The organism is Stenotrophomonas sp. KH_052, from assembly GCF_057838755.1.
The window spans coordinates 459,635-471,898 of record NZ_CM174475.1 but is presented as its reverse complement, the minus strand read 5'-3'; the positions used below and the strand labels follow the sequence as shown (position 1 = coordinate 471,898).

Annotated in this window: 13 protein-coding genes; 7 read left to right on the top strand and 6 right to left on the bottom strand. The window is 67.6% G+C overall.

Annotated features, from left to right (window positions below):
• Nucleotides 1-67: 67 nt before the first annotated feature.
• A complete protein-coding gene (locus AC3ITW_RS02085; RefSeq protein ID WP_489390033.1) occupies nt 68-1,252 on the bottom strand; it encodes an MFS transporter in 1,185 nt (394 codons plus the stop codon).
• Entirely contained in the window at nt 1,249-2,427 is a 1,179-nt protein-coding gene (locus AC3ITW_RS02080) for a serine hydrolase domain-containing protein (RefSeq protein ID WP_489390032.1), read from the bottom strand. Before AC3ITW_RS02080 ends, AC3ITW_RS02085 begins: the two co-directional genes overlap by 4 nt.
• A 227-nt stretch (nt 2,428-2,654) precedes the next feature.
• Here AC3ITW_RS02080 and AC3ITW_RS02075 point away from each other — a divergent pair, with 227 nt between their 5' ends.
• Together AC3ITW_RS02075 and AC3ITW_RS02070 are read left to right on the top strand one after the other, a co-directional pair.
• Nucleotides 2,655-3,554 (top strand): LysR family transcriptional regulator, encoded by a 900-nt coding sequence (locus AC3ITW_RS02075; protein ID WP_100433958.1) that lies wholly within the window; start codon nt 2,655-2,657, stop codon nt 3,552-3,554.
• 298 nt (nt 3,555-3,852) lie between these two features.
• Nucleotides 3,853-5,460 carry an ABC-F family ATP-binding cassette domain-containing protein gene (locus AC3ITW_RS02070; protein ID WP_489390031.1) on the top strand — a complete coding sequence of 536 codons (1,608 nt, stop codon included), beginning with the start codon at nt 3,853-3,855 and terminating at the stop codon, nt 5,458-5,460.
• A 72-nt stretch (nt 5,461-5,532) separates the two neighbouring features.
• On the opposite strand, the gene AC3ITW_RS02065 is transcribed toward AC3ITW_RS02070, so the two are convergent.
• A complete protein-coding gene (locus AC3ITW_RS02065; RefSeq protein ID WP_154354597.1) occupies nt 5,533-6,858 on the bottom strand; it encodes a GTP-binding protein in 1,326 nt (441 codons plus the stop codon).
• A 69-nt stretch (nt 6,859-6,927) separates the two neighbouring features.
• Between AC3ITW_RS02065 and AC3ITW_RS02060 the strand changes: the two genes are divergently transcribed.
• Complete coding sequence (locus AC3ITW_RS02060; protein ID WP_489390030.1) at nt 6,928-7,299, top strand: MerC domain-containing protein; 372 nt, start codon at nt 6,928-6,930, stop codon at nt 7,297-7,299.
• A 413-nt stretch (nt 7,300-7,712) separates the two neighbouring features.
• Here the strand turns inward: AC3ITW_RS02060 and AC3ITW_RS02055 are convergent, their stop codons facing one another.
• Complete coding sequence (locus AC3ITW_RS02055; RefSeq protein ID WP_489390029.1) at nt 7,713-7,997, bottom strand: metal/formaldehyde-sensitive transcriptional repressor; 285 nt, start codon at nt 7,995-7,997, stop codon at nt 7,713-7,715.
• A 48-nt stretch (nt 7,998-8,045) separates the two neighbouring features.
• Here AC3ITW_RS02055 and dmeF point away from each other — a divergent pair, with 48 nt between their 5' ends.
• Nucleotides 8,046-9,020 (top strand): CDF family Co(II)/Ni(II) efflux transporter DmeF, encoded by a 975-nt coding sequence (dmeF, locus tag AC3ITW_RS02050; protein WP_489390028.1) that lies wholly within the window; start codon nt 8,046-8,048, stop codon nt 9,018-9,020.
• A gap of 88 nt (nt 9,021-9,108) precedes the next feature.
• On the opposite strand, the gene AC3ITW_RS02045 is transcribed toward dmeF, so the two are convergent.
• Nucleotides 9,109-9,384, bottom strand: coding sequence for a hypothetical protein (locus AC3ITW_RS02045; RefSeq protein WP_489390027.1), 276 nt, complete (start codon nt 9,382-9,384; stop codon nt 9,109-9,111).
• Between the two features lie 90 nt (nt 9,385-9,474).
• Here AC3ITW_RS02045 and AC3ITW_RS02040 point away from each other — a divergent pair, with 90 nt between their 5' ends.
• The 3 genes from AC3ITW_RS02040 to AC3ITW_RS02030 all read left to right on the top strand — a co-directional run bounded on the left by AC3ITW_RS02040 (nt 9,475) and on the right by AC3ITW_RS02030 (nt 11,254).
• Nucleotides 9,475-9,891 carry a hypothetical protein gene (locus AC3ITW_RS02040; protein ID WP_121504771.1) on the top strand — a complete coding sequence of 139 codons (417 nt, stop codon included), beginning with the start codon at nt 9,475-9,477 and terminating at the stop codon, nt 9,889-9,891.
• A 69-nt stretch (nt 9,892-9,960) separates the two neighbouring features.
• Nucleotides 9,961-10,284: a hypothetical protein gene (locus AC3ITW_RS02035; protein ID WP_458074927.1), complete on the top strand. Its 324-nt coding sequence runs from the start codon at nt 9,961-9,963 to the stop codon at nt 10,282-10,284.
• A gap of 127 nt (nt 10,285-10,411) precedes the next feature.
• On the top strand, nt 10,412-11,254 hold the full coding sequence (locus AC3ITW_RS02030; RefSeq protein WP_489390026.1) for a class I SAM-dependent methyltransferase: 843 nt from the start codon (nt 10,412-10,414) through the stop codon (nt 11,252-11,254).
• Between the two features lie 3 nt (nt 11,255-11,257).
• Here the strand turns inward: AC3ITW_RS02030 and AC3ITW_RS02025 are convergent, their stop codons facing one another.
• Entirely contained in the window at nt 11,258-12,226 is a 969-nt protein-coding gene (locus AC3ITW_RS02025; RefSeq protein ID WP_489390025.1) for a polysaccharide deacetylase family protein, read from the bottom strand.
• Between the last annotated feature and the right edge of the window lie 38 nt (nt 12,227-12,264).

The window sequence follows — 12,264 nt, the reverse complement described above, 5'->3', positions numbered from 1 at the left end:
GCGTGGATGACGTGGACCACGGTAGTGCCGGCCGCTGGCCGGCACCTCGGTAACGTCTGGTCTGCGCCTACGCCCAGGCCTTCGGCCGTGCCAGCAGCCACGCCGCGCTCACCGCCAGCAACAGCAACGGCAGCCAGCCCAGCTGGCTCGGGCCGCTGGCCTGCAGCAGCACACCGCCCGCTACGCCGCCGCCCGCAATCGCCAGGTTCCAGCCGGTCACCAGCATCGACTGCGCCAGGTCCGCGGCAGCACCGGCACGGCGTGCGAGCGCGGTCTGGAACAGGGTCGCAACCGACCCGAACGCCATGCCCCACAGGATCGTCGCCAGCAGCAGCGGTGTGGCCTGTCCTGGCCACAACAGCAGGGTCAACACCGGCAGGATGAAACCGATCACGGCCGCCCACACAAGCGTGCGCAGATGACGGTCCACGCCCCAGCCGGCAATGCCGATTCCAACGATGGCAGCCACGCCAAAGGCCAGCAGCAGACGGTCCAGCCATGGACCGGCTCCGGCGTCCACCGCCAGCGGTTCGATGTAGGTGTACAGCACGTTGTGCGCCAGCACGTACAGCACCATCACCAGCAACGCGCTGCGTACACCGGGCATGCGCCACACCGTGCCCAATGACGTGCGCTGGCCGGCAACGGCAGCCGGCAACGCCGGCAGTGTCCAGCGCGCGTACGCCAGCAGCCCGACACCCAGCACGCTCATCAACACGAACGCCCAGCGCCAGCCGATCTGTTGGCCCATCAACGTGCCCGCCGGTACACCCAGCGACAGCGCCAGCGGTGAACCGACCATCGCCACTGCAATCGCGCGGCCCTGCAGTGACGGCACCACCATGCGTGCGGCGTAGCCGGCCACCAGCGACCACAGCAGGCCACCACAGACGCCAGCAAGGAAGCGCGCCGCAAGGATCAGCGGATAGCTGCTGCTCACGGCGGTCAGCGTGTTGACCACCACGAAGCCGGCAATCGCCGCGAGCAGCAACGGCCGCCGCGGCAGGCGCTGGGTCAGCGCGGTCATCGGCAGTGCGGCCATCACCGAACCCAGTGCATATACGCTGACCAGCTGGCCCACCGCCGCATCACTCACACCCAGGCTCTCTCCCATCGGTCGCAGCACGCCGGCCGGCAGGGTCTCGGTCAGCAGGGTGATGAAGCCGCCTCCCGCAAGCGCCAGCAGGCCGGCCCACGGCAGGCGTGTGGCTTCGCCGGCAGGACTCGCCGCATCAATGGCATGGCCGCTCATCGCGCAGTCTCCAGATCAGCATAGACGGCGTCACGCAGTTCATCGACGAAGGCGCCATCCATGCCTTCGTACAGGGTGTTGGTCAGCGCCACCACGCTCAGCCCGCGCGCGGGATCAACGAACCAGCTGTGGCCGTAGGCACCGCCCCAGCGCCAGCTGCCTTCGCTTTGTGGCGTGCCACTGGCGGCGGCATCGCGCAGCACCGCAAATCCCAGCCCGAAGCCCCAGCCGGCCGGCTCAGGCGGTCCCTGCTCGCCCACCTGCGGAGTGGCCATCTCCGCCACCAGCGCGGGCGGTAACAGATTCGAGGCCTGTACGTCGCGCAGTGCTTCCAGCACCGCCATCACCTCATCGGCGCTGCCAATCAGTCCAGCACCGGCCGAAGGGAAACGGCTGGCATCGGTAGCACGGGCGAGGCTGTACTCGATGCCGACCGTACCCTCGAACGGTGCGACCACTTCGCCTTCCTGCAGGCGATGCGGCTGCGGTGCGTCACTCACATACGGCGTGGCCAGCCGCGCGGCATCGGTGGTCGCGAATGCGGTGTCGGCCAGCCCCAGTGGCGCGGCCAGCAAGCGCTCGAACAGTGCCTGCAGCGTTTCACCGGTCGCTGCTTCAGCCACGGCGCCAGCGACGTCCACGCCCAACGAGTACAACCATTGGCTGCCCGGTGCGAACAGCAGCGGCGCCTGCGCGATGCGATGCACGTTGTCGGCCAATGTCAGCGGATTCGCATCCATGCCATCGCTGACGCCGGCCCGGGCGTACGGGCCATCCACATCGGCTTCGAGGAAGCGGTAGCCCAGCCCGCTGCTGTGGCTGAGCAGTTGGCGCAGGCTGATCGGCGGCGTGCTGCCATCGGCCAGCGCCGGGCGGAAGTCCGGCAGCCAGCGCTGTACTGGTGCATCGAGGTCGAGCACGCCCTCTGCGACCAGGCGCAGGATCACCGTGGTCAGCAGCGGCTTGCTCACCGACGCCAGCCGGAACAACTGGTCACGCTGCATCGCGGCGCCCGATTCACGATCGGCCAGGCCGGTGGCGCTGGCATGACGCAGCACGCCGTGCTCGCGCACCAGCACCACCGCGCCGACCAGGCGTTGTGGGTGGACCTGCTGCAGCAACCGCTGGACCGACGGCAGGGCCGGCGCGGGGTCAAGGGAAAGGGCGGCGTTCATCGCGGTGATCCGTGGGGAGAGGCCGCCACGTTAGGCAGCATGTCACCGTGCAAAAAGCCGGTTGCCGCTCCGGGCATCATGGACCGTGCAGTCCGCAATCGGCATGATGGCCGGAACTGCAAGGCCGCAACGGTCGCCGCATCGTCCCGCACCACAGTGTTGCGGTGGCGGCGCCTGCCTCCGCGATCGCCGCCACCTACCCTGCCGCTTTCATTACCCACACGCCCATGTCAGTCCTGGACAACCTCGCCAACCTGCAGACCTTCGTGCATGCCGCCGACACCCGCAGCTTCGTCGAGACGGGGCGCCTGCAGGGCATCTCGGCCTCGGCCGCCGGCAAGTGCGTTGCACGGTTGGAGCACGCACTGGGCGTGCGCCTGTTCCACCGCAGCACGCGCAGCATCACCCTCACCGCCGAGGGCCAGCTGTTCCTGGCACGCTGCCGGCGCATCCTCGACGAGCGCGATGCCGCGCGCACCGAACTGGCGCAGCCGCACGCCACACCGAGTGGCACGCTGCGCATCGGCCTGCCGCTGGTGGGTGACCTGACCCTGCCGCTGATGGCCGAGTTCATGGCCGCCTACCCGGACATCCGTCTGGACCTGGATTTCAGCGACCGGCTGGTCGATGTCATCGAGGAAGGCTTCGACGCCGTGCTGCGCGTCGGCGAACCCAGCGACTCACGCATGAACGCCCGACGCCTGGGCGTTTTCCCGCGCCGCATCGTCGCCTCGCCGGCCTACCTGCAGCGCCGCGGTGTTCCGCGTGCGCCGGCCGATCTGCTGCAGCACACCCTGCTGCACTACCGCTTCCCCAGCACCGGCAAGCTGGAGCTGTGGCCGATCCAGTGGCCCGGCAATGAAGCCCCGCAGGAACTGCCCGTGCACATGGTGGCCAACACGATCGAAGCGCGCGTGGCGCTGGCACTGCGCGATATCGGACTGGCCTTCGTGCCAGTGCACTCGGTACGCGATGCGCTGGCCGATGGCCGGCTGGTGACCGTGCTCGACGAGCATGTGCACTCCTGCGGTATCTTCCACCTGCTGTGGCCGTCCGGCCGCCACGTGCTTCCGAAGCTTCGGGTGTTCATCGACTTTGTCAGCGCACGCCTGGAAACCGTGCCGTAGGTCATGCCATGCGCGGATGCCTCTTGTAGAGTCGAGCCATGCTCGACTCACCGCATGCCAAGCGAAGCGCAGCCGAGCATGGGCTCGGCTCTACAACGGAACCACCCGAACACTGGTAGCGCCGGGCCATGCCAGCGGCCGCCGCACCCGACCATTCAGCCAACCCCGCTATACTGGCCGCTCATTCCTCCCAGAGGCTCGCGACCAATGCGCCATTGATGCCGCCGTCTTCCCACTAGACGGCCTGACTCTTCCCGCCCCTGCGCGCAGGGGAGAACCCGGCATCCATGGAGGTCGCATGACCCCGCATTCCCTCACGCTCGATCGCGTGTCGTATCGATTGGCCGACGGCCGAGTGCTGTTTTCCGATCTGTCGTTTTCCTTCGAACCGGTCGCCACCGGCCTGGTCGGTGCCAATGGCACCGGCAAAAGCGTGCTCGCACGCCTGCTGGCCGGGCGGCTGTCGCCCGACAGTGGCCAGGTGCGTGGCAGTGACCGCGTGTTCCTGTTGCCCACACCGGGCTATCCACCAGCCGGCACCGTGGGCGAGTTGGCCGGTGTGGGCGAAGCGCTGTCCGCGCTCGCACGCATCGAAGCCGGCAGCGTCGATGAGGCCGACTTCACTTGCTTAGGCGAGCGCTGGGACCTGCGCGAACGCCTGCAGCAACAATGGCAGGCGCTGGGCTTGCCCGATGATCTCGATCACGCCCAGCCTGCTGCGCGCCTCAGCGGCGGCCAGGCGATGCAGGTGGCGCTGTCCGGCGCGTGGGCCAGCGGTGCCGACTGGCTGATCCTGGACGAACCCAGCAACCACCTTGATGCGCGTCATCGCCAGCAACTGTACGAGCAGTTGCAGCAATGGCGCGGCGGCCTGCTGGCGATCAGCCATGATCGCGAACTGCTGGCGCACATGCAGCAGATCGTCGAGCTCGATGGGCGCGGGCTGCATCGCTATGGTGGGCCGTGGCAGCACTATGCCGAAGTGCGCACCGCCGAACGTGAAGCCGCCGCCGCCCAGTTCGACCATGCGCGTGCGCAGCATCGGCTGCAGCAACGCAGTGCACGCGAACAGCACGAGCGCCAGCAGCAACGCCAGGCACGTGGCAACCGCGATGCGAAGCAGGCCAACCAGGCACCGATCCTGCTCGGCCGCCAGAAGCAGCGCGCCGAAGCCAGTCATGGGCGCGCGCAGCAGGTGCAGTCAGAACGCCTGCAGGCCAGTGCAGAGCAGCTGCGCGCAGCGGCGTCGGCGGTTCATGCGGCACCGGAGCTGGCACTGTTCGCCACCGATGGCGAGCGTGGCAGCGCACGCCTGCTGCAGGTACAGGATCTGGTCCTGCCACATGGCTGCAGCGCACCATTGCAGCTGGAGATCCGTCGAGGGCAGCGCATCGCCGTGGTCGGTGACAACGGCAGTGGAAAATCCACCCTGCTGCGTGTGCTGGCCGGCCAGCTGCCGGCGCGCAGCGGCATCGTGCAACGGCATGCGCCACTGGCGCTGCTCGACCAGCAGCTGCTGGGATTGTCCGGCGAGCGCAGCATCCTCGATAGCGTACAGGCGGCCAATCCGGGTGCGGACCCGGGCGAACTGCGCACACGGCTCGCGCTGCTGGGACTGGATGCACAACGCATCCAGCGCCCCGCCCGCAGCCTCAGCGATGGCGAACGGGTGAAGGGGGTGCTGGCAAGATTGCTCTACGCCGATCCCGCGCCGCAGCTGTTGCTGCTGGATGAGCCTGGCAATGCACTGGACCTCAGTGCATTGCAGGCGCTGGAAGAACTGCTTGCGGCGTGGTCAGGCGCGCTGGTGATGGTCAGCCACGACCGGCATCTGCTGCAGGCGTTGCGGCCGACCCAGGTGCTGCAGGTGAGCAACGAAGGTTGGCAGTGGAGTGACGCCTTGTAGATCCACGCATGGCGTATCGACCCGGGGTAGTGCCGGCCGCTGGCCGGCAACCCATGGATCATCAATGCACCGTCAACGCTTCCACACAGGGAACGCCTGCGGCAACTGGTGCCACAACAATGGCCCCGCACGCAGCTCCTGGTCGTTGAGCAGGCACGCATCCAGCTCCGCGCGCACCGCACGCTCATCCATGTGCACGCCAATCACCACCAGCTCCTGGCGGCGATCCCCCCACAACGGGTGCCACAGCCGCTGCATCGCCGTGTGCGCGGCTGCATCCGGGAATTCCTCCAGCCCCGGCAGCGGCGCACTCCAGCAATCGGCCTGCTGCCGCGCCCATCCCAGGTCGCTGTAAGGCAGCGGTGTCGGTGGCAGCAATGGCGCGGTGTCTTCCAGCCCAGCCCGCACGCGGTCGCGCGCGGCATACCAGAAGCCCGCCGCCTGCGTGCGCGTCGCGGCGCCCACGGTGTTCAACTCGCCTACCCAATCCATGCGGTTGGCCAGCCAGAACCAGCCCTTGCTGCGGATCACGCCGGGCATGCCCGACTGCAGCGCGCGGGCGAATCGCGCGGGATGGAACGGACGCCGCGAACGGTAGACGAAGCTGCCGATGCCGTATTCCTCGGTTTCCGGTGTGTGCTCGCCACGCAGCTCCTTCACCCAACCCGGCGCGCGTTGCGCACGCTCCATGTCGAAGCGGCCGGTATCCAGCAGCTCGGCCAACGGCACATCACCGAAGCTGGACAGCAGCAGCTTCGCATCCCGGTTCAAGCCACGCAGTACCGCCAGCGTGTCCTGCAGCACCTCGTCGTCCACCTGGTCGACCTTGCTGACCACGATCACGTCGGCGAACTCCACCTGCTCGCACAGCAGATCGACCACACCGCGATCATCGTCCGGCCCGGCCTGCTGGCCGCGCTCGGCCAGGCGCAGGGTTGAACCGAAGTCGGCAAGGAACGCGCTACCGTCGACCACCGTCACCATCGTGTCCAGCCGCGCGATGTCGCTCAGGCTGAAGCCGTGCTCGTCGCGCACCGCGAAGGTGGCCGCCACCGGCATCGGCTCGCCGATGCCGGTCGATTCGATCAGTAGGTAGTCGTAGCGACCCGCATCAGCCAGGCGCCGCACTTCCTGCAGCAGGTCGTCGCGCAGCGTGCAGCAGATGCAACCATTGCTGAATTCCACCAGCGTCTCTTCGGTGCGGCGCAGTTCGGCGCCACCCTCGCGCACCAGCTGCGCATCGATGTTGACCTCGCTCATGTCGTTGACGATGACTGCCACTCGCAGGCCTTCACGGTTGCGCAGGATCTGGTTGAGCAGGGTGGTCTTGCCGGCCCCGAGGAAGCCGGACAGCACGGTGACCGGAAGGCGACGGTCGGCGCGGGAAACAGTGTTCATGTCGGAGCGGGTTGGCTGCGGAACGGAAAGGTTACTGTATAACACTTGTCGCGCAAGGAACCTCCTCCGATGAAGTCGCCTTCTGCCGTCCTGCTCGATGCCGGCGCGGTCGCCCTGTCCAGCCTGTGCCTGCTGTACTGCCTGGCGCTGCCCCTGCTGGCCGCCGCGCTGCCACTGTTCGGCGCGTGGGCCGAAGCGGAATGGGTGCACCTGCTGTTCGTGGCCATCGCCCTGCCACTGACCGGCTACGCGCTGTGGCGGGCCGAGCGTCGTCACCCGCTGCCGGTGCTGGCCTGGGCCACCGCCGGCGTCGGTCTGGGCCTGTTGCTGGCCGGCGCACTGGCGCTGCCGACACACGTCTGGGAAACACCGATGACCGTCACCGGCAGCCTGCTGCTGGCCACCACGCATGTCTGGAACGCGCGGCACCGGCACGGGTAGTGCCGGCCGCTGGCCGGCAACCGCATGAGCTTCGGACGCCACGGGTAGTGCCGGCCGCTGGCCGGCAACCGCATGAGCTTCGGATGCCACGAGTAGTGCCGGCCGCTGGCCGGCAACCGCATGAGCTTCGGACGCCGCGGGTAGTGCCGGTCGCTGGCCGGCAACCGCATGAGCTTCGGACGCCGCGGGTAGTGCCGGCCGCTGGCCGGCAACCGCATGAGCTTCGGACGCCGCGGGTAGTGCCGGCCGCTGGCCGGCAACCGCATGAGCTTCGGACGCCACGGGTAGTACCGGCCGCTGGCCGGCAACCGCATGAACTTCAGACGCCACGGGTAGTACCGGCCGCTGGCCGGCAACCGCATGAGCTTCGGACGCAACCTGCAGTTGCCGGCCAGCGGCCGGCACTACCCCTGCTATTTGCCGTAGCGGCGCAGCAGCTCCACCAGCACCGCAGCCTCGTCCGCCCGCTGCTGCGGGTCGTCGGCACCCACTACGTGTTCCTGCAGGTGCTCGTGCAGCAGCTCCATCAGCAGGCTGTGGGCTGCACCGCGCACGGCGGCCACCTGCACCAGCACGTCCGCGCAGTCACCCACTTCCCCCTCGGGGGTGTCCAGCGCCTGCTCCAACGCCGCCACCTGACCCGCGATACGGCGTACCCGTGTCAGCAGCTGCTTTCGATTCTTGTGTACATGGGCCATGGCGGGATCATATACCCTATGGGGGTATCCACTCCAGCTCCCACCGCCATGCAATTGGACGCCCTCGCCGCCGCCCGCCGCCACGAACACCGCTTCGACGATGGCAACCCGCTGGCAGAACGCAATACCCGCCGCGCCCTGTGGCTCACCGTCGGCATGATGCTGGTGGAGATCGTCGGCGGCTGGTGGTTCAACTCCATGGCCGTGCTCGCCGACGGCTGGCACATGAGTTCGCACGCGCTGGCGCTGGGTCTCTCGGTGTTCGCCTACCGCTGCGCGCGCCGCTACGCACACGATCCGCGCTTCGCCTTCGGCACCTGGAAGATCGAGATCCTGGCCGGCTACACCAGCGCCATCGCCCTGCTTGGCGTCGCCGCATTGATGGCCGTGCAATCGCTGGAACGGCTGTGGGTGCCCGCCCCCATCCACTACAACGAAGCCATCGCCATCGCAGCGGTGGGCCTGGGCGTGAACCTGCTCTGCGCCTGGTGGTTGCACGACAGCCCGGGCCACGCGCATCATCACCACGGGCATGACCATGGCCATCATCACGGACATGACCACGAACACCACGATCACGGCCATGCACACGGTCACGACCTCAACCTGCGCTCGGCCTACGTGCACGTGCTGGCCGACGCCGCCACCTCGGTACTGGCCATCGTCGCCCTGCTCGGCGGCAAGCTGCTCGGCCTGACCTGGCTGGACCCGGTGATGGGCCTGGTCGGCGCCGTGCTGGTTACTGTCTGGGCGATCGGCCTGCTGCGTGACAGTGGTCGTATCCTGCTCGACGCGCAGATGGATGCACCGGTGGTGGCCGAAGTCCGCCAAGTGATCGAACAGGGTCCGTGGCCGGCACGTCTGGCGGACCTGCACGTCTGGCAAGTGGGTCGCGGCAAGTACGCGGTCAGCGCCAGCGTGGTCACCAGCGACGTCAGTCTGGATGCCGATGCCGTGCGCAACGCGCTGGCGATTCATGAGGAGCTGGTGCACGTGACGGTGGAGATTCACCGCAGCGCATGATCCACGCCGGGTAGTGCCGGTCGCTGGCCGGCAACCTCATGAACGACGGATGCACCCTGTTGGTGCCGGCCAGCGGCCGGCACTACCGCTAGAGCTTCAACATCATCCGCAGCAGGTACATCAGCAGCGGCAGCGCGCTCAGCACCGCGCCGGCAATGCCGATCCACGGCCAGCGCTCACCGCGCACGCGCGAAGCCACCGCCAGACCGCAGCCCACCAGCGCCGCGCCCAGCACGCCAACGCCCAGCCCCGCCGCCAGGCTGTTGTCTCCCGCCGCCTGCGCTGCGAGCGTACCCGCGCCCCAGCCCACCACGATCCCCAGCCAACTCGCCACGCCGCACCACGGTGCCTTGCCCTTCGCCATCCGAAAACCCCTGTGTCCTTGCCGAATTTCTGTACGGACCACGCCCGTGTGCTGCCTACACTAGCCGCACCTGCCCCGTCGGGACATCCCATGCGCACGCTCCGCCTGCTGCTGCCCGGTGCCCTCCTGCTGCTCACCGCCTGCAGTGGTGATGCCGGGCTTCCTTTCAGCGCCGACCCGTTGCAGGGCTGCTTCGCCACCGGCGCGCGCAAACCGGCTGACTTCCGCATCGACAAGGAAGGCGGCCAGTACTTCGTCTCCTTCAGCCGTGGCGAACAGTGGCAGCGCGAGCCGAATGCCCTGCACAAGGCCACCCGCAGCGAGATCAGCCGCTACTTCCGCGACGACGCCGATCAGATCGACAGCGCCCTGATCCGCATGGCCGGTGGCTTCGGCATCTTCCACTTCAACAAGGGCGCGACGCTGAAGGGCAAGGCCAGCGACAGTGACTACATGGCGTTGATGCTGATCGGAGCCGGGCCGGTGTATGCGGTCAAGTGCCCGTAAGACGCAATGATTCTGATGGCGGCTCAGGGCAATATGGGCACATCCTGTCTTCTTTGAGGAGCGATGCCAATGCTGCTGTTTCTGCTGCTTGCGTTAAGCGCGCCGAAGACCCAGGGTGCCTATGACGAAGTCCGGGAACTGCCCGACGGCCAGACACTGATATTGCGCACCCTGGACTGGGATCTCGGCGATGGTCGCCACGAGCGCGTTACCGTGCATTGGCTGCTGCAGGAAGACGGCAGCCTGCGCTACGACTTTGATCGGCAGCCACCGGAAACCCAGGAGGTCCACCGTCAGTCGTGCGCGCTGCAGGGCATGCGGCCTTCGCGTGGCGTCAACATGATCTCAGGAGAAGGAGCCACGCACGGCTTCAGCTGCACCAGCCAGCGGTAGCGCCGAGCCCACGCTCGGCTCCTCCCGTCTACATCCACGCATGGCGTGGATCTACTGCAGCAGCCACGCGTGGCCCCGGCAACAGCTGCGGTACCATGCCCTCCCCCGAACCGCCCCGGTACCCGCCGTGCCCCATTACACCGGCCCCCTGCTGACCCGCGACAGCGCTGACACCCTGCGCCGTGCCCATGACAAGGGCGCTGCCGACTGGCAGGGCTCGCTCGACCTTGGCCGCAGCGAGGACAGCGTGGTGCTGGATGCCGACGGCTTCCACTTCCGTGGCCAGCGCTACCCGTGGCCGGGCAAGCTGAAGGACCGCACGCTGTACTACTGGGATGGCGAGGACTTCGCACCTATCTCGCGCTACAGCAGCTCGCTGATCAAGCTGGTGCCGACCGAATGGGGCGCACCGACCTTCGAGATCGACGGCATCAAGATGCTGCCGACCTCCAAGCTGTCACCGTTCGAGGATGCGCGCCGCAAGGTCGAGCTGGTCGCCCCGGCCGGCAAGGTCATCCTCGATACCTGCGGCGGCCTGGGCTACTTCGCCGCCTGCGCGCTGGAGGCCGGTGTCGGCCAGATCCGCTCGTTCGAGAAGAACACCGACGTGATGTGGCTGCGCACGCTCAACCCGTGGTCCCCGGATCCGGACTCGGCCGCGGCCGGTGGACGCCTGCAGTTCAGCCACGGCGATGTCTCACAGCAGATTGAACAGGTGGCCAGCAACAGCGTCGACGCGATCCTGCACGACCCGCCGCGCTTCGGCATCGCCGGCGAACTGTACTCACAGGTGTTCTACGACCACCTCGCCCGCGTCATCCGCAAAGGCGGGCGCTTGTTCCACTACACCGGCGCGCCGAACAAGCTGACCAGCGGCCGCGACGTGCCGCGTGAAGTAGCCAAGCGCCTGGAAAAGGCCGGCTTCAAGGCCGAACTGGCGCTTGACGGCGTGCTTGCCGTCAAGCGCTGAGCCTCACTCCGAATCCACCTTGGCCAGCTTCATCACCCACGCCGGCACCTCGGGTTCACCGGCGTAGAAGTCTTTCGGCTTCTTCTCGGCCATCGCCCAGCGGTGCAGCCAGCTCGGACCGTAGCGACCGCTGTAGCCCTCGGCGCCACGCGCGTAAGCAGGATCGCGCATCGCCTCATCCAGTGAAATGAAGCGATAGCCGCGGCGCTTCGTCGCCGCCACCAGTTCTGCGAACGTGGCTGCATTGAGCTCGTTCGCGTGCATCAACCACACCTGCGGCAGCGCATAGCCCAGCAGCGCCTGCGACTGCTTCTCGTAGTAGTCCAGCTTGTTCAGCATGTAGGGCACATAGCCCTTGCGCAGCTGCGCCAGCATCGCCTCGCGCGCCGGGGAATCAGGCTGCTCGTTCATCACGTTGGCATAGGCGAAGGCCCACACCCACTCACCGTTGTCGACCGTCACCGGCGCCACGCGGTAGCCATGCTGCTTGAAGAACACGTCCATCTCCGCGCGTTCTTCCGGTGTGCGTCCGGCACGCAGATAGGGATGGCGCATCCACTGCGGTTTCAGTCCGCGCTCGGCCAGCAGCGGCCGCAGCACCGTTTCACCACGCAGAAAATCCTGCTGGAACGCAGGCACCCCCCTGGCGTTCAGATCCATGTGCGAATAGGTGTGGTTGCCCAGCACATACCCGGCGTCCAGCCAGTCGCGCAGCATCTGCACCCGCGCCGGCTGCACCTGCCCGTCGATCTCGAGTTTGTTCTCGTTGACGAAGCCGACCACCGGCACACCCGCCTGGCGAAGCTGTGCCATCAGCGCTTCGTGCCGCGACTGCAGGTCCGGCGGAACGATCTCGTCCACCCGCGCCCACGGCAGGTCGTCGATGGTCATCGCGATCCGGCGATCCACCTCGGCGGCGTGTACCGCCAACGAACACAGCAGCAATGGCACCGCACGCAGCAACCAACGCATCAGCACATCCTTGCAGGGGCGAAGTGCTGACTCTAGCG